Raw genomic sequence first — 17581 nt, 5'->3', positions numbered from 1 at the left:
CCTGGAGCCTAATGCAGGCTCCGGCCGGCTCAGCGCCGTGTCGCGGGTCCGAGATCGACGAGGATCGCGAGCGGCGTGCGCTGGCGGCCCTGGCCGAGGGGATTGTCCGCGAACGTCGCCTCGAGCCGAGCGTTCTCCGTGGCGACGTCCGATCCCAGGACGTTGCGACCGATGTCGTTCGCATCCATCACGACAGTGCCCACGAAGGCATCGCGCAGCGCTGCCGGGATGTCCGCCCCGCGGATCGCCGCGGAGATCTTCGCGGAGACCGCGTCCGGGTCCTTCGGGGGCAGCTTCGCGGAGACGTTCGAGGGGAACGCCGAGTACGGCGTCGGACCGTCGATCGCGCGCACGTTCGCCCCCACGACCTCGTAGAACAGGCCCCGCTTGCCGATCACCTTGCCGGCCGCACCGGCCGCCGAGGCGGCGACCACGCGCGGGAGGCCGACCTCCTGGATGGCGAGCTCCATCGTGGTCGGATCGCCCAGACCGATGCCGGCCGGGGTGCGGGTGACGAAGCGGCTGAGCACCTTCGCGGACCGGCGGGGCCTGATCTCCCAGGTGAACCAGGACCGGCCCTGCGTGATCGCGATGATCTTCTCGCTGATCACGAAGTACCACTGCGCACCGACGGGCACGGTGCCTTCGGGCAGGGACGCGGCGAAGCGCTCGACGCGTTCGCGGACCAGGGAGACGATGTCGTCCTCACGGGAGACCAGCTCGGTCTGCAGCGGCAGGCGGCGCCAGGTGCGGCCGTCGGCCTCGGAGACCAGGTCGAGCTCCTTGCCGGGATTGGCGACATAGTCGCTCTTGGGCTCGACGACATCGCTCGCGGAACTCGTGTCGGCGTCGGTGCCGGCGACCTGGGCCACCGGTGCGCTCAGCGCCGCCTGCTCCTGCGCGGCCGCGTCATCGCTCAGCGCCCGCGAGGAGTTCTCGGCGTCGTCGAAGAAGGTGCGCATCCACAGCTCGACGTTCAGCAGGCGCCAGAACATCATCGTGCCGTGGTTGCCGGGGTTCTCGATGTAGTCCTCGAACAGCGCCACGACGCTGGGGGCGTCGAAGTAGGGGCGGCTCGCGAAGGACTCCGAGGTGAAGATCTCCATGAGGTGCGGGGCGATCGTGCGGAACCATTCGCCCTCGGGGGTGGTGAAGCCGATCTTGTTGCGACGCTTGGAGATCATGTCGGGCAGGATCCCGTCCATCGACTCGCGCAGGATCCGCTTGTTCCAGCCGTCATGGATGATCGCGGATTCGTCCAGCGAGAACAGGAACTTCAGCAGCTCCTTGTCCACGAACGGCACGCGACCCTCGATGCTGAAGCGCATCGTGTTCTTGTCCTCGTAGCGCAGCAGCGAGGGCAGGGAGTGGCGGAAGGTGTCCTCCAGCAGGCGCTCCTTGAGGTCGTCCTGGACGGAGGAGACCTTCTCGGAGCTGTGCTCGGCCACGAAACCGGAGTTCAGGAGCGCCTCGATCGGCACCGACGTGCGACCGGAGTACTTCGACTTCGCGAGCTTGCGCAGGATGTCGCGCGAGCCCACGACCTCGCTGGCGAGATCCTTGAACCGCTTCTGCCGACGCAGCTGGCGCAGGTAGACGTAGAAGTACGGGTTGTACCCGGCCATCATCTCGTCGGCGCCCTGGCCGTCCAGCAGCACGGTGACGTGCTGGCTGGCCTCGCGCATCACCGCGTACTGGGCGTACGGACCGGTGGAGATGATCGGCTCCTCCTGGGTGCGCACGAAATCGCGCAGGTCCTCGAGGAACGCCTCCGGCTGAGGGTGGATCTTGTGGGCGGTGATCTGGCCGGCGTTGTCGTCGAGCAGCTTGTCGACGTACGCCTCCTCGTCGTTCGAGGAGTTCGGGAAGACGGCCGAGAAGGTGTTCTGGCGGCTGCCGACGGCGCTGAAGCTCTCGTCCTGCGGCTGCTCGCGCAGCTGACGCGCGATCACGGCGGCGACCGCGGAGGAGTCCAAGCCGCCGGAGAGCGAGGTGCCCACGGGGACCTCGGACTGCAGGCGCATCCGGATCGACTCGTGGAAGCGCTCGCGGTACTCGTCCACGACCTCCTCGCTGTAGGGGCGGCTGGGGCGCGCGGCGATCTCGCGCAGCTCCTCCTGCAGGCGGGTGAAGGGGGCGACCCGTGTGCCGTCGGGGCGGATCTCGAGGATCTCACCGGCCATGAGCCGCCGCACGCCGCGGAAGAAGGTCTGGGAGTCGTCGTCCTGGACGCGGAACTTCAGATAGCGGTAGACGGCGCGGTCGTCCGGCGCGGCCTCGAACTGGCCTGCCGCCAGCAGCGAGCGGATCTCGGAGCCGAAGAGCACCTTGGGGCCCACTGCCTCAGCGTCAGCGTCTTCGTGCTCATCGATCCAGTAGTACAGGGGCTTGATGCCGAAGTGGTCGCGGGCGATGGTGACGGTCCCGGTCTGCGCATCGTGGATCGCGAAGGCGAACATGCCGTTGAACCGGTCGTAGGCGGCGGTCCCCCACTCGGCGTGCGCTTCGAGCAGCACCTCGGTATCCGAGTCGGTGCGGAAGGTGTGGCCGAGGGCCTCGAGCTCGTCGCGCAGCTCGAGGTAGTTGTAGGTCTCGCCGTTGTACACGATCGTGTAGCGGCCGTCGGCGCTCGTCATCGGCTGTGCGCCGCCGGCGACGTCGATGATCGCCAGGCGACGATGGGCGAGACCGGTCTCCCCGTCGACGAAGATCCCTTCACCGTCCGGGCCCCGATGGGCCAGGGCACTGTTCATCCGGCGGGCGATGCCCTCGGTGTCAGCGCCGAATCCGTAGCTGCCGGAGATTCCGCACATGGGACGAGTCCTTTCGAGGGGGACGGCTGCGATCCACGGTGGAGACGCGTCTGGTCGACGCGGGCACCGGAGCCTCTGGGCACCCGTGAGATCGCGCGGCACGGGATCGGCCGCCCGAGCTTATCAACGCGATCAGGCGCTGATCGACAGGCGCGGCGTGAGGTTCAGCTACCTCGGCGGGAGAGGACCAGATCCTCGCCGTCGACAGTGATCTCCAGGTCATCCAGGGATGTGACCAGGGCATCCGCGAGCGGAGCGAGATCGGCGGCGGGAGTGGTGCTGGTCACCGCGATGGTGCGGGCCCCGGCTGCGGCCCCGGAGTGCAGACCGCCCACCGAGTCCTCGATGACGATCGTCCGCTCGGGAGCGACACCAAGACGCTCGGCGCCCAGCAGGTACGGCTCGGGATCGGGCTTCCCGTGGGTGACCTGATCGGCCGTGACCCTCTGCGCGGGCGCCGGGAGCCCCGTGGTGGCCCATCGGGCCTCGAACAGCCCAGCGGTGCAGGAGGTGACGATGGTCCAGGTGGGACGGTTGAGCTGCTCGGCGGCGGCGTCGAGCTCCCGCAGCAGGCGCTCGGTGCCCGGGAGGGTGAGGATCGCGTCGACGTCCGCGATCTCGAGGGCTTCGATCCGGTCGTGCGCCCGCGCCAGCTGCTCCTCATCGAGCTCGGGCATCAGCTCGGCGAGGACCTGGCGAGCAGGCCGGCCGTGCTGTGCCGCGCCGAACGTGAGATCCGTGCCGAGCTCGCGCAGCAGCGTGTTCCAGGCGCGTTCGACCGCCGGGCCGGAGTCGATGAGGGTCCCGTCCATGTCGAGCAGGAGGGTGGTCGTGCGCAGTGGGAGGGCGTCGGTGGGCGCGGACGCGTCAGGGGAGTCCGGAATGGCCGTCATGCCCTTACGTTCTCACATCGCAGGACGGACGTGGAAGCCGCGTCCTCCCTGGTGACCGTACAGTGGGAACCATCATGACCAGCGTTTCCCCGAACCTCGGCCACGCGGGCGGGAGCATCCCGGACGGGGTGCGCACGATCCGTCGCACGGGCTTCGCCATCGGCGTCGCGACCGGCCTGTACGGCATCTCCTTCGGCGCCCTGGCGACGGCCTCCGGACTGGACGTGTGGCAGGCGATGGTCCTCTCCGCGGTGATGTTCACCGGAGGGAGCCAGTTCGCGTTCATCGGGGTCGTCGGCGGGGGCGGGTCCGCCCTCGGTGCGGCCCTCGCGGCGGCCCTCCTCGGCGTGCGCAACACGCTGTACGGACTGATCCTCGCACCGTCCCTCCCCCGCACCGGATGGCGCAGCGTGCTGCGCGCTCACCTCACGATCGACGAATCGGCGGCGCTCGCAGCCGGCGGACGGGACGAGGCGGAGAAGCGCGCCGGGTTCTGGGCGGCCGGGGTCTGGGTGTTCGTGTTCTGGAACCTGTTCTCCCTGGTCGGCGCCCTCGCCGGCCAGTTCGTGGCCGACCCTGCGGCGTGGGGTCTCGATGCCGCCGCCGCAGCCGCTTTCCTGGCTCTGCTGTGGCCGCGCCTGCGCAGCCGGGATGCGGTGGCGATCGCGGTCGCGGCCGCCTTCGTCGCCCTGCTGACCACCCCGGTGCTTCCCGCCGGGCTGCCCGTGCTCGCGGCCGCGCTGGTCGCCGTCGTCGTCGGGGTGCTGCCGAGGAGGGGCCGACGATGAGCATGCTGTGGATCGCGGTGATCGCCGCATCGGTGCTCTCCTTCGGGCAGAAGTGGCTCGGCTACCAGGCGCCGCCCGACGCGCTCGACCGTCCACGGATCTCCCGGACCACGACGCTGCTGCCGATCGCCCTGCTCGGAGCGCTGGTCGCGACGCAGACCGCGACCAGCGGCACGGAGATCGTGCTGGACGCACGGCTCGCGGCGCTCGGGGTGGCCGTGGCGCTGCTGCTGGCCCGGGCCCCGTTCCTGGTGGTCGTGATCGGCGCGGCGGCCGCCGCGGCCGTCCTGCGAGCCCTCGGCTGGGCCTGAGGACTGCTCAGCGTCCTGAGGGACTGCTCAGCGTCGCGCCGCCCGCCGGGCGTCGATCGCACGACGCGTCGCCATCCGGGCGTTCTTCCGATCCCGCAGCGCGTCGTACGCCAGGGCGAGCCGGAACCAGCCGGCCCAGTCGCGGGACTCGGCGTGCCCGGGGGATCCCGTCCCCTGCCGGGCGTCGTCGTCCTGCAGCGCGGCCCGGGCGGCCTCGAACTCGGCGCGAGGATCGTCCTGGATCGCGTCGGCGGGAGGCGCGTAGCGCCGCGCGAGGTCCCCGGCGGCGGCGCCGAACAGCACCTCGCGCCAGGTCACCCAGACGGTCAGCGCCAGCAGGATCACGACGCCGACCGCGAGGCCGTAGCCCACCGCGCTCCCGGCGCGCACGAAGCCCCAGGCGATCCAGCCCAGGCCCCAGCAGTACGCCGCGGTGATCAGCACCAGCAGGGCGACGAAGAGCTTCTGACGCACGGCGGGCCGCTCAGTCGAGCTCGAGGTAGCCGTCCAGGCCCACCGTCAGGCCTGGATGGGAGGAGACGGCACGGACGCCCAGGAGCACGCCGGGCATGAAGCTGGCACGGTCGAAGGAGTCGTGGCGGATCTGGAACTGCTCCCCCGGCCCGCCGAACTGGACCACCTCGTGGGCGACCAGCCCGCGCTGACGCACCGCGTGCACATGGACCCCGTCGACGATCGCGCCGCGCGCGCCCTCGGGATCCTTCTCGGTCGCGTCCGGGACCGGTCCGAGCCCGCCGGCCGCCCGGCCGCGCGCGATCGCGGCGGCGGTGTGGCGGGCTGTGCCCGAGGGGGCGTCGACCTTGTTGGGGTGATGCATCTCGATGATCTCGGCGCTCTCGTAGTAGCGTGCGGCGGTTTCGGCGAAGCGCATCGCCAGCACGGCTCCGATCGCGAAGTTCGGGGCGATCAGCACGCCCACGCCGTCCGCTCCCGCCAACTGCTCGCGCAGGGCGTCCAGGCCCTCCTCCGTCCACCCGGTGGTCCCCACCACGGCGTGGATGCCGTGCTCGACCAGCCAGCGCACGTTCTCGGCGGTGACAGAGGGGACGGTGAGGTCCACGGCGACCTGCGCTCCTGCCTCTGTGATGAGGTCCAGGGCGTCTCCGCGGCCGAGCTCCGCCACCAGCTCGAGGTCAGGGGCCGCCTCGACGGCGCGGCAGGCTTCGGCGCCCATGCGTCCGGCGGCTCCGATCACGGCGACGCGCAGGGGGGACTGTTCAGCAGCTGTCATGGGGTGCTCCTCGATCGTGGGGTGGTGCGGGCTGGGACGGGATGGAGGTCGAGAGGGCCGGAGGCGACGGCGTCCGGACTCGGCTCGTCGGGAGCCGCGTCGTTCTCTCCTCCCGCTCCCGCCGGCCTCAGTAGTCGGGGCCGACCTCGACCCGGGTGGTGAAGGATCCGGCCAGGCGCGCGGCGAGATCGCGGACGTCGTCGGGACCGACCCGGCCGATCTTCTCCAGGGTCTCGTCGACGCTCGTGTACGTGCCGTGGACCAGCTCGATCGTACCGAGGCGACCCATCCTGCTGCTGGTGTCCTCCAGTCCGAGCGCGAAGGAGCCGGTGATCTGTCCCTTCGCGCGGGACAGCTCCTCCTCGTCGATGCCCCGCTCCCCCATTCGTGCGAGCTCGGCGGCGAGCAGCTCGACCACCTGGGAGGTCCGGCCCGGGCGGCAGGCGGCGTACATGCCGAACAGCCCGGCGTCGCGATAACCGCCGCTGAAGGAGTACACGGAGTAGGCCAGGCCACGCTGCTCGCGGATGTTCTGGAAGAGACGCGAGGACATGCCCCCGCCCAGCACAGACATCAGGACGGACAGGGCGTGGCGATCCTCGCTGAGGGCGGTGAGCCCGTGGCCCCCGAGGTAGATGTGGTTCTGCTCGGTGGTGCGCGAGAGTCGATGGGGCGCGATCCGGGTGACGTCCGGCACGGCGGGCACCGCCGACGTGGAGAGGTCGACGCCACGGGGCCGACGGGCGGGGACCCGGCCGTCTTCGAGCGTCCATCCGCCTCGGCGCAGTCCGGCTCGTATCAGCTCGGCCAGTCCGTCGTGGTCGAGGTCCCCGACCGCGGTGATCACGAGGTTGTCGGGCCGGTAATGCTCGGCCCAGTGCGCGCGGACGTCCTCGATGCTGAGGGAGTTCACGCTCTGCGCGGTACCGCCGACGGGGCGACCGATCGGGGTGTCCGGCCCCAGCACATCGGCCAGGAACGTCTCATAACCGACGTCGTTCGGGTCGTCCTCGGCCATGGCGAGCTCCTCGAGGATGACCTCGCGCTCGGTGGCCAGGGCGTCCTGCTCGAGCAGGCTGCCGGTGATCATGTCCGTGAGAACGTCGACCGCCATCGGCACATCGGCCGAGCGCACCCGGCCGTAGTAGAGGGTGTGCTCCTTGGCGGTGATGGCGTTGGAGTCCCCTCCCACCTCGTCGAAGGCCGTGGCGATGTCCATCGCCGAGCGTCGAGAGGTCCCCTTGAACATCAAGTGCTCGAGCACGTGGGTGGAACCGGCGTGCTCGGGGGCCTCGTCCCGGGAGCCGACGGGCAGCCACAGGCCGATGGCGGCGCTGCGCACGCTGCGGTCGGTCTGGGTCAGCAGCCGCACGCCCCCGGGAAGAATGCTGCGCCGCACGCCGGTGGCCGGGTCGAGCATCACATCGGAGGACGGATCGTCGAAAGCGAGATCGGAAGGCATCGCTCGATTGTTCCACGCCGGGGGTGCCGGGACGCCGTGGCACCCGTCACCGCACCGGGGGTGCCGCCAACGTCACTCCCCCGTCGGCCCGACCCGCCGCGGAGCCGGCCATGGACAGAGGCGCGGCCAGCAGAGGTCGGGCGGCCGGGTCAGGAAGGACCCGGACGCAGGATCAGGAAGGGACCGGACGCGGGAAGGGCAGGCACTCGGGAGTGCCTGCCCTTCCTGCTGCGGCGGCCTCAGGCCGCCGAGAGGATCACTTGTCCTCGGAGGATCCCTCGTCGGAGCCGCTCTCGTCATCCACGGTCACAGCCAGGGAGATCTTCCCGCGGGCGTCGACCTCACGGATCTCCACCTCGATCTTCTGACCGACCTTGGCCACGTCCTCGACGTTCTCGACCCGCTTGCCGTCGTTCAGCTTGCGCAGCTGGGTGACGTGGAGCAGGCCGTCCTTGCCCGGGGTGAGCGAGACGAACGCGCCGAAGTCCACCACGCGCACCACGGTGCCGAGGTAGCGCTCGCCGACCTCGGGGACCTGCGGGTTGGCGATCGCGTTGACTGCGGAACGAGCAGCCTCGGCCGAGGGGCCGTCGGTGGCGCCGATGTAGACGGTGCCGTCGTCCTCGATCGTGATGTCTGCGCCCGTGTCGTCCTGGATCTGGTTGATCATCTGCCCCTTCGGGCCGATGACCGCACCGATCTTGTCGACGGGGACGGTGACCGCGATGACGCGCGGGGCGTACGGGCTCATCTCGTCCGGGGCGTCGATCGCCTCGTGCAGCACGCCGAGGATCGCCAGGCGAGCCTCCTTGGCCTGCGAGAGCGCGCCGCCGAGCACCGAGGCCGGGAGGCCGTCGAGCTTGGTGTCGAGCTGGATCGCGGTGATGAACTCTCTGGTCCCGGCGACCTTGAAGTCCATGTCGCCGAAGGCGTCCTCGGCACCGAGGATGTCGGTCAGAGCCGCGTAGCGGGTCTCGCCGTCCACGGTGTCGGAGATCAGGCCCATGGCGATGCCGGCGACCGGGGCGCGCAGCGGCACACCGGCGTTGAGCAGTGCCAGGGTCGAGGCGCACACCGAGCCCATCGAGGTGGAGCCGTTGGACCCGAGGGCCTCGGACACCTGACGGATCGCGTAGGGGAACTCCTCGCGGCTGGGCAGGACCGGCACCAGCGCGCGCTCGGCGAGCATGCCGTGGCCGACCTCGCGGCGCTTCGGGGAGCCGACCCGCCCGGTCTCGCCGGTGGAGTACGGCGGGAAGTTGTAGTGGTGCACGTAGCGCTTGTGGTGCACGGGCGACAGCGAATCGATCTGCTGCTCCATCTTGAGCATGTTCAGCGTGGTGACACCCATGATCTGGGTCTCGCCGCGCTGGAACAGCGCCGAGCCGTGCACCCGCGGGAGCACCTCGACCTCGGCGGAGAGCGCACGGATGTCACGCAGCCCACGGCCGTCGATGCGGACGCCGTCGGTCAGCACCTTCTTGCGCACGACCTGCTTGGTCAGTGCACGGAAGGCACCGGTGACCTCCTTCTCGCGGCCTTCGAGCTGAGCGCCCTCACCGGCGAGCTCCTCGGTCAGCTCACCGAGCAGCTGCTCGGTGCGCTCCTCGCGCTCGGTCTTCGCGGCGATGGACATGACCTCCGCGAGACGCTCGGCGGCGGCGGTCTCGACGATGTCGTAGGCGTCGTCCTGGAAGTCCAGGAACAGCGGGAACTCGCGCACCGGCTTGGCGGCGGTGGCCGCCAGCTCCTGCTGGGCCACGCACAGGCTGCGGATGAAGACCTTGGCGGCCTCCAGACCCTCGGCCACGACGGACTCGGTGGGAGCGATGGCGCCCTGCTCGGTGATGAGCGTCCAGGCGTTGTCGGTGGCCTCTGCCTCGACCATCATGATCGCGACGTCCTGGTTCCCCTGCTCGTCCTCGACCATGCGACCGGCGACGACCATCGAGAAGACGGCCTCGTCGAGCTGCGAGAAGGTGGGGAAGGCGACCCACTGGCCGCCCTGGGCGGTCGGCATGAGCGCGATGCGCACGGCGCCGATCGGACCCGAGAAGGGCAGCCCGGAGATCTGGGTGGAGGCCGAGGCGCCGTTGATGCCGACGACGTCGTACGCGTCATCGGGACCGCTGGACATGACGGTCAGGACGACCTGGACCTCGTTGCGCAGGCCCTTGACGAACGCAGGGCGCAGCGGACGGTCGGTGAGGCGGGCGGCGAGGATCGCGTCGGTGCCGGGACGGCCCTCACGACGGAAGAACGAGCCCGGGATGCGGCCCGCGGCGTACATCCGCTCCTCGACGTCGATCGTGAGCGGGAAGAAGTCGAAGTGATCCTTGGGGCGGTTCGAGACCGCGGTGGCGGACAGCACCATCGTGTCGTCGTCGAGGTAGACGGCGACGGCGCCGGCGGCCTGCTGGGCGAGACGACCGGTCTCGAAGCGGACCTCGCGACGGCCGAAGGAGCCGTTGTCGATGACTGCGGTGGTCGCGGTGATTTCAGGGCCTTCCATGGCCATGTGCATCTCCTTGGGTAGGGGGTTGCCCTGCCGGTGCGGCTCTCGCCAGTCACGCGCGGTCCGTGGCGGACTCCGAGGAGCCGGATGCCGAGGGACCGCAGGTCACTGCCGAGGACCGAACCTGGTCGGGGCGGGATTCTGGGGCGCCCGCACGGGCGGGCAGATGAAACCGCCGCCCGCCCGTGAGGGGCGAGCGGCGGACAGGATCAGCGGCGGATGCCGAGGCGCTGGATCAGGTCTCGGTAACGCGTGATGTCGCTGGCTGCCAGGTACTTCAGCAGGCGCTTGCGCTGGCCGACCAGGAGCATGAGACCGCGGCGCGAGTGGTGATCGTGCTTGTGGGTCTTCAGGTGCTCGGTCAGGTACTTGATGCGGTGCGTGAGGAGCGCGGCCTGGACCTCGGGCGAACCGGTGTCACCCTCGGCGGTCGCGTATTCCTTGATGATCTCCTGCTTGGTGGCGGTGTCGAAGGCCATGGTTCTCCTGTGGTCGTTGCGCGGCGCTCCGGGACCTGGTGTCCCGGGCTCTCTGGGCGAGCCGCGACCCGCCGATGCCGCGCTCGTCCGAGGACAGGTGCTGCAGGTGGGGCGGACTGGCTCTCCGCGGCCGAATTCACGGCCTGTGCAGGATATCAGGCAGGTGACGGCGCGAGGGGCTGCCCGCTCCCGAGAGTGCGACGGGTCACCTCGACGTCGCGCTCCATCTGCTCGATGAGCTCCTCGATCGAGTCGAACTTGAGCGTGGGCCGCTGGAAGGCGACGACCTCGAGACGCACGGTGTCCCCGTACAGATCCAGATCGTGGGCACCGTGGACGTAGGCCTCGACGGTGCGGCGCGGCGCGCCGTCGATCTCGAACGTCGGGTTCGTGCCGATCGAGATGGTTGCGGCGGCGCCGATCAGGGGCTCGGTGCCGGTGTGCGCGACGTCCTGCTCGAGCACGGTGAGATAGCCGGCGTAGACGCCGTCGGCCGGGATCAGCCCGGCGGGCGTCGGGCCCAGGTTCGCGGTGGGGAAGCCCAGCTCGCGGCCGCGCTGGAACCCGTGGCGCACCGTGTCGGTCACGGTGTGGAAGCGGCCGAGCCCCTCGGTCGCGACGTCGATGTCCCCGGTGAGCAGAGCAGCACGGATCGCGGAGGACGAGATGCGGCCGGTCCCGGCGCCCTCGGGCCCCAGGTCCGAGACGGTCACCACCTCGAAGTCGTACTTCCGGCCGAGCTCGCGCATCGTCTCGATGGTCCCGGCGTTGGCCCGTCCGAACAGGGCATCCTCGCCGAGCACCACGCACTTCATCCCGAGCGCCTCGACGAGGAAGACGCGCACGAAGTCCTCCGGCGAGTAGAGAGCGAACTCCCGCGTGAACTCGAGGTCCAGCACCCCGTGCACCCCGGCGAGCAGCAGTAGACGGTCACGGTCCTCGTGACCGGTCAGCAGCGGCGGCTCGCCCGGCGTGCCCATCACATGCCGGGGGTGCGGCCAGAAGGTCAGGGCCACGGGCGTGAGCGAGCGGGCCTCCGCATGGCTCACCAGCTGGTCGAGCACGTAGCGGTGACCGCGGTGGATCCCGTCGTAGTTCCCGATCGAGACCGCCGTCGCCCCGAGATCGGCAGGCACGTCCTGCACGGAGTGCCAGATGGGGGTGCGGGTCACGGCGCGGTCATGTCCTTCCAGGGCCGGGCGCACACTGGCGCCCTCGAGCGATAACACCGATCCGGCGGCGAGCCGGGACGGCGGACGTCCGTCGACGCGCACGCACCGACGGCCGAGGAACACTGTAACGCCCGGCCGCCTCCCCTCAGTCCCGTCGGTCCCGCACCGCACTGCGCAGCGGACGGCAGCGGACGTCGCCGTCCGGTCGGACGTGACCCAGCTGTGACGAAGCTCGGCCTCGAGGTCATATTGCCGAGCACCCCTCCTCCGTTACCCTGAACGACAAGGCGGCGCCGGGGAGGGACCCCTGTGCCCTCCCGCGCACGACGCGGGGGCTGACACGTTGGCCGCTGGGAACGGAATCCACTCCATGACGAATGTGACCGCATCGGCCGCGACGGGCGGGCCGTCCCGACCCACCGGCCGCCACGGCCGTCGACGTGCCCTCATCATCGTGGTGTCGATCCTCGCCGTGCTCGCAGTGGTCCTCACCGGCGGGGCGCTCGCCTATGCCAAGCAGTACGAGGACAAGGCCCTTCCGGGCACCACCGTGCTCGGCCATGACGTGGCCGGCAAGTCGGCCGAGGAGATCTCGACGCTCGTCGCCGAGCAGGGCAAGGGGGTCACCGTCGCCGTCACCGCCGGTGACCAGCAGGTCGACGCCACCCTCGAGGAGCTCGGCGTGAGCGTCGATGCCGACGCGACCGCGCAGGCCGCCCTCGGGCGCGACGCCTCGCTGCCGGACGTCGTCGCCTCCACCTGGTCCGGGGAGCACCCCATCGAACCGGTCGTGGACGTCGACGAGGACGCCGTCTCCACGTTCGCCGAGGGCCTCGTGCCCGAGGAGATGAAGAAGCCGGTGGACGCGAAGGTCACCTTCGACGAGGATGCCAAGACCTGGAACGCCGTCCCGGGCCGAAACGGCCAGGGCGTGGACCCCCAGCCGCTCGTGGAGGCCGTCTCCCAGAAGGCCCCCGCGCTCGAGGACTTCAGCGTCGAACAGCCGCTCGAGGAGATCGCCCCGGCGATCACCACCGAGGAGGCGGAGAAGACCGTCGGCACCATCTCCTCGCTGCTCGAACAGCCCATGTCCATCTCCAGCGCCGAGGACACGACCCACGAGGTCTCCCCGGAGCGTCGCAGCAGCTGGCTCTCCGTGGCCCCCGACGATTCCGGGAAGGCCCTCGAGGTCTCGGTCGACGAGGACGCCGTGCGCGCCTGGGTCTCCGACCGCGCCGCCGACGATTCGGTCGAGGCCAAGGACGGGATCGAGCAGGTCGACGAGGACGGCGAGGTCGTCAAGGTCGTCAGCAAGAAGAAGGACGGCCTGGAGATCACCAACTCCGATGCCGTGGCCGATGAGCTGATCGCCGCGCTGCAGGGCACCACCCCTCTCGAGGCCGCCTTCAAGACCAAGAAGATCGAGTCCGAGGTCGAGAAGGTCGACGCGCCCGAGGACGAGAAGGACGACGCCTCCAAGGACGATGACAAGTCCAAGGACGACGACAAGGACAAGCCGGCGGACAAGCCCACGGGCGAGAAGTGGATCGACGTCGACCTCAGCAACAAGACCGTCACGGCCTATGTCGGGGACACCCCGGTGTGGGGCCCGCGGTCGATGGTCGACGGCAAGGAGGGCAACGAGACCCCGGCCGGCAGCTACGAGATCTATCTGCGCTACGACCGTCAGGACATGACGAACGCGGCGTACTACCCCGAGGGCCACGAGAAGTACTACTACAACGAGGACGTCCCCTGGGTGCAGTACTTCCACCACGGCTATGGCTTCCATGGGGCACCGTGGCGCTCGTCCTTCGGCTACTCCGGGTCGCACGGCTGCATCAACATGCCCGTCTCCGACGCGAAGTGGCTGTACGACTGGGCGTCGATGGGCACCCGGGTGGAGTCGCACTACTGAGGCGTTCACCCCGATGCCGCCGAACCGGCACAGGCATCGAGTGAGCAGCGGCATCGCGCCAGCGGCGACATCGAGCCAGTTGTCACGGGGAGTCAGGCGCCACGGACGGTGGCATGACAAGACCCCTCCCGGAGGATCCGGGAGGGGTCTCGTGCGTGTCAGCAGCGGGCGTCGAGCGGGACGACGAGCACCGGGCGCCAGTGTGCGCCGTCCGGTCGCAGGACTGCGCACAGGGCACCGGAGGGGTCCAGTGCGGCCACCAGATCGTCGGCCCCTCGTGCGGGTCGCGGCCCGGACGGCTCTCCCTCTGAAGCGGATGCCGGGGAGGGGTCCTGGTCCCGTGCGATGCGCTTGCCGTCGGCCAGCTCGCGGGCCGCCTGCTCATCGACCGTGAGGACAGGGAGCACCCGCCCGGCGGTCTCCCCCAGCCCTTGCAGGGGCAGCTCGACGTCGTCGCCCTCGCCGCGCGCGGGAACGTGCAGGGCCCCGTCGACGGAGAAGGGGCCCACGCTCGTGCGGCGCAGCGCGAGGAGATGGCCGCCGACGTCGAGCGCTGCGCCCAGATCCCGGGCCAGAGCACGCACGTAGGTGCCCGAGGAGCAGGTGACGACAGCATCGAGGTCCAGATGGCCCTCGGTCTCCCGGCGCGCAGTGATCTCGAAGCGGGAGATCCGCACCGGCCGGGCGGCGAGCTGGACATCCTCCCCGGCCCGGGCGCGAGCGTAGGCGCGCTGGCCGTCGACCTTGATGGCGCTGACGGTGGAGGGGACCTGCTGGATGTCTCCGCGCAGCTGCTGCAGCTGCGCCTCGATCTCCGCATCCGTCAGGCCGGTGGCCTCGTGATGCTCCCCGATCGCCTCGCCCTCGCGGTCATCCGTGACGGTGGAGCGCCCCAGCCTGATCGTGGCCTCATAGGTCTTGTCCAGTCCCACCAGGTGCGTGAGCAGACGAGTGCCCTGGCCGATGCCGAGGATCAGCAGCCCTGTCGCCATCGGATCCAGGGTGCCGGCATGGCCCACCTTCTTGGTGTGCAGCAGCCAGCGCACCCGGGCGACGACGTCGTGACTGGTCCGATCCGGCGCCTTGTCGACCAGCAGGATCCCGTGCGGGGCGCTGCTGTGCGGGGCGCTCACGCGTCCTCGCGCTCGTCGGTCCCCTCGTCCGGATCCGCGTCCCGCTCCTCGAGGTCATCTGCCCCGTGGGTCTCGTCGGCCGCATCGGCCTCGTCGCGGGCGACCCGGTACGGCTCCGCCTCGCCGGCGTAGTCAGCGCCCTCCTTCGCCTTGGCGAGCTCGGCGTCACGGCCCCGGGCCTCGGAGAGCAGGTCCTCGATCACGCGGGCGTTCTCGGGAACGGCGTCGGCGATGAACTCGAGGGTCGGGGTCAGGCGCACGCCGGTCTGCCGACCCACCTCACGACGGAGCATGCCGGTGGCGCTGACCAGCGCAGCGGCGGTGCCTTCGCGTTCCTCGTCGGTGCCGAAGACGGTGTAGAAGAGCGTCGCGTGCTGCAGGTCGCCGCTCACGCGGACGTCCGTGATGGTCACGAAGCCGAGTCGGGGGTCCTTGACGCGGGAGTCGAGCATCGTCGCGACGATCACCTTGATGCGATCGGCGAGCTTGAGGGCGCGGGGGTTGTCGGTCATGGTCGGTCATTCTCCTGAGGGGTGCAGAGAGCGGAGTGCTCGTCGATGCGGGGATGGTCTGTGGTGGTGGCGAGCACGGCACTCGTCATGTCATGGCCGAGGGTATGCCGGGACGGGGCGGACGCGATACCCGCTCGCCCGTGCGGCCGGCAGTGGCGGCGTGCGCTGCCCGGAGAACACCGGGGCGATCGACCCCGCGCAGGCCGAGACCCCCGGCGTGCGCCCGGGACCCGAAGGTCCCAGGCGCACGCCGGGGGTGGTGCGACCGCTGCGCAGGGGCGGCCGGGCACCCAGGGGCGCCCGGCCGGCTCCGCATCAGATGCGGGGCTTCTCCTGCATCTCGTACGTCGTGATGACGTCGCCGATCTGCAGGTCGTTGAAGGATCCCAGGTTGATACCGCATTCGTAGCCGTCACGAACCTCGGTCACATCATCCTTGTAGCGACGCAGGCCGGCGATCTCGAGGTTCTCGGTGATCACCACACCCTGACGGGTGATGCGCGCCTTGCCGCCGCGCTTGATGAGGCCACCGCGCACGATGGAGCCAGCGATGTTGCCGAACTTGGAGGAGCGGAAGATCTCGCGGATCTCCGCCGTGCCGAGCTCGACCTCCTCGTACTCCGGCTTGAGCATGCCCTTGAGAGCCTGCTCGACCTCGTCGATGGCGTTGTAGATGACCGAGTAGTACTTGATCTCCACACCCTCGCGGTCGGCGTACTCCGCGTTCAGGCCCTCGGCCCTCACGTTGTAGCCGATGATGATGGCGTCCGAGGCCACGGCGAGGTTGATGTTGTTCATCGTGATCGCGCCGACGCCGCGGTCGATGATCCGCAGATCCACGCCGTCGCCGACCTCGATCCCGAGCAGCGACTCCTCCAGCGCCTCGACGGCACCGGCTGCGTCGCCCTTGAGGATGAGGTTGAGCGTCTCGACCTTGCCCTCGGCCATCGACTTGGTGATGTCCTCGAGGCTGATGCGCTTGCGCGCCTTGGACAGCGACGCGGCACGCTTGGCGGCCTCGCGCTTCTCGGCGATCTGGCGAGCGGTGCGCTCGTCCGGAGCGACCAGGAACGAGTCACCGGCGCCGGGGACCGAGGTGAGACCGAGGACCTGCACCGGACGGGACGGACCCGCCTCGGTGATGTTGTCGCCGTTCTCGTCGACCATCGCACGGACTCGGCCGTGGCCGGTGCCGCAGACGATCGCGTCGCCGACGTGCAGGGTTCCCTGCTGGACGAGGACCGTGGCGACCGGGCCGCGACCGCGGTCGAGGTTCGCCTCGATCGACACACCGCGCGCGTCCTTCTCCGCGTTGGCCCTGAGCTCCAGAGCGGCGTCCGCAGTGAGCAGGACGGCCTCCAGCAGCGCCTCGATGTTCTGGTTCTCCCGAGCGGAGACGTCCACGAACATCGTGTCGCCGCCGTACTCCTCGGCGATCAGGTTGTACTCGGTCAGCTGCTGACGGATCTTCTCCGGGTTCGAGTCCGGCTTGTCGATCTTGTTGACCGCGACCACGATCGGCACGTTCGCCGCCTGGGCGTGGTTGAGCGCCTCGATGGTCTGCGGCATGACGCCGTCATCGGCCGCGACCACGAGGATCGCGATGTCGGTGACGTCGGCGCCACGGGCACGCATGGCGGTGAACGCCTCGTGACCGGGGGTATCGATGAAGGTCAGCGCGCGATCCTCACCCTCGTGCTCGACGCCCACCTGGTAGGCACCGATGTGCTGGGTGATGCCGCCGGCCTCGCCGGCGCCGACGGTCGCCTTCCGGATCGTGTCGAGCAGGCGGGTCTTGCCGTGGTCGACATGGCCCATGACCGTGACGACCGGCGGGCGCGGGACGCGGTCCTCGTCGTCCTCCTCGGCGAGCTCGGCATCGAGATCGATGTCGAACTGCTCCAGCAGCTCGCGCTCCTCGTCCTCCGGGGAGACGATCTCGATCTTGTAGCCCAGCTCAGTGCCGAGCAGATCGAAGGTGACCTCGTCGAGGGACTGGGTGGCCGTGGCCATCTCGCCCATCGCGAACAGGACGGTGATCAGCGACGCCGGGTTGACGTCGATGCGCTCGGCGAAGTCCGACAGGGACGCGCCGCGGCGCAGACGGATCGGCGTGTTCCCGTCACCGCGCGGGATGGAGACGCCACCCGGCGCAGGTGCCGACATCTGCTCGAATTCCTGACGCTTCGCGCGCTTCGACTTGCGCGAGCGGGCGGGCTTGCCACCGCGACCGAAGGCACCCTGCGTGCTGCCGCGACCGCCGCGACCACGGGGACCACCGGGGCCGCCGCCCGGACGGCCACCGGGGCCACCGGGACCGCCGCCGGGACGAC

At 70.2% G+C, this 17581-nt stretch carries 14 protein-coding genes; 3 read left to right on the top strand and 11 right to left on the bottom strand.

What is annotated here, in order from left to right:
* Window positions 1-29: 29 nt before the first annotated feature.
* Complete coding sequence (gene asnB, locus CIK81_RS15005) at window positions 30-2813, bottom strand: asparagine synthase (glutamine-hydrolyzing) (RefSeq protein WP_114306918.1); 2784 nt, start codon at window positions 2811-2813, stop codon at window positions 30-32.
* A gap of 164 nt (window positions 2814-2977) precedes the next feature.
* Window positions 2978-3706, bottom strand: coding sequence for an HAD-IA family hydrolase (locus CIK81_RS15000; RefSeq protein WP_096164069.1), 729 nt, complete (start codon window positions 3704-3706; stop codon window positions 2978-2980).
* A 74-nt stretch (window positions 3707-3780) separates the two neighbouring features.
* On the opposite strand from CIK81_RS15000, the gene CIK81_RS14995 reads away from it, so the two are divergent.
* A complete protein-coding gene (locus CIK81_RS14995; protein ID WP_096164068.1) occupies window positions 3781-4494 on the top strand; it encodes an AzlC family ABC transporter permease in 714 nt (237 codons plus the stop codon).
* Window positions 4491-4805 (top strand): AzlD domain-containing protein, encoded by a 315-nt coding sequence (locus CIK81_RS14990; protein ID WP_096164067.1) that lies wholly within the window; start codon window positions 4491-4493, stop codon window positions 4803-4805. Before CIK81_RS14995 ends, CIK81_RS14990 begins: the two co-directional genes overlap by 4 nt.
* 27 nt (window positions 4806-4832) lie before the next feature.
* Here the strand turns inward: CIK81_RS14990 and CIK81_RS14985 are convergent, their stop codons facing one another.
* The 6 genes from CIK81_RS14985 to CIK81_RS14960 form a co-directional block, all read right to left on the bottom strand.
* A complete protein-coding gene (locus tag CIK81_RS14985) occupies window positions 4833-5279 on the bottom strand; it encodes a hypothetical protein (protein ID WP_096164066.1) in 447 nt (148 codons plus the stop codon).
* Window positions 5280-5289: 10 nt separating this feature from the next.
* Complete coding sequence (gene dapB / locus CIK81_RS14980; RefSeq protein WP_096164065.1) at window positions 5290-6057, bottom strand: 4-hydroxy-tetrahydrodipicolinate reductase; 768 nt, start codon at window positions 6055-6057, stop codon at window positions 5290-5292.
* 127 nt (window positions 6058-6184) lie between these two features.
* The gene (locus CIK81_RS14975) at window positions 6185-7519 is read right to left on the bottom strand and encodes a pitrilysin family protein (RefSeq protein ID WP_114306919.1); all 1335 of its coding nucleotides are present in this window, start codon (window positions 7517-7519) and stop codon (window positions 6185-6187) included.
* A gap of 256 nt (window positions 7520-7775) precedes the next feature.
* Entirely contained in the window at window positions 7776-10031 is a 2256-nt protein-coding gene (locus CIK81_RS14970) for a polyribonucleotide nucleotidyltransferase (RefSeq protein WP_199586387.1), read from the bottom strand.
* 212 nt (window positions 10032-10243) lie between these two features.
* On the bottom strand, window positions 10244-10513 hold the full coding sequence (gene rpsO / locus CIK81_RS14965) for a 30S ribosomal protein S15 (protein ID WP_096164062.1): 270 nt from the start codon (window positions 10511-10513) through the stop codon (window positions 10244-10246).
* 155 nt (window positions 10514-10668) lie between these two features.
* On the bottom strand, window positions 10669-11685 hold the full coding sequence (locus tag CIK81_RS14960; protein ID WP_096164061.1) for a bifunctional riboflavin kinase/FAD synthetase: 1017 nt from the start codon (window positions 11683-11685) through the stop codon (window positions 10669-10671).
* Window positions 11686-12055: 370 nt separating this feature from the next.
* On the opposite strand from CIK81_RS14960, the gene CIK81_RS14955 reads away from it, so the two are divergent.
* Entirely contained in the window at window positions 12056-13603 is a 1548-nt protein-coding gene (locus CIK81_RS14955; protein WP_096164060.1) for a L,D-transpeptidase family protein, read from the top strand.
* Between the two features lie 158 nt (window positions 13604-13761).
* Here the strand turns inward: CIK81_RS14955 and truB are convergent, their stop codons facing one another.
* The 3 genes from truB to infB all read right to left on the bottom strand — a co-directional run.
* Window positions 13762-14736, bottom strand: coding sequence for a tRNA pseudouridine(55) synthase TruB (truB, locus tag CIK81_RS14950; protein WP_114305478.1), 975 nt, complete (start codon window positions 14734-14736; stop codon window positions 13762-13764).
* Entirely contained in the window at window positions 14733-15248 is a 516-nt protein-coding gene (gene rbfA, locus CIK81_RS14945; RefSeq protein ID WP_096164058.1) for a 30S ribosome-binding factor RbfA, read from the bottom strand. The genes truB and rbfA overlap by 4 nt, the downstream gene beginning before the upstream one ends.
* Window positions 15249-15563: 315 nt before the next feature.
* A partial coding sequence (gene infB, locus CIK81_RS14940) for a translation initiation factor IF-2 (protein ID WP_114355850.1) occupies window positions 15564-17581 on the bottom strand: 2018 nt, incomplete at its 5' end.

Source organism: Brachybacterium sp. JB7, assembly GCF_003335205.1.
Lineage (GTDB): Bacteria > Actinomycetota > Actinomycetes > Actinomycetales > Dermabacteraceae > Brachybacterium > Brachybacterium alimentarium.
Note: the sequence above shows the minus strand (reverse complement) of the source record. Positions and strands in the feature narration are given on the sequence as shown.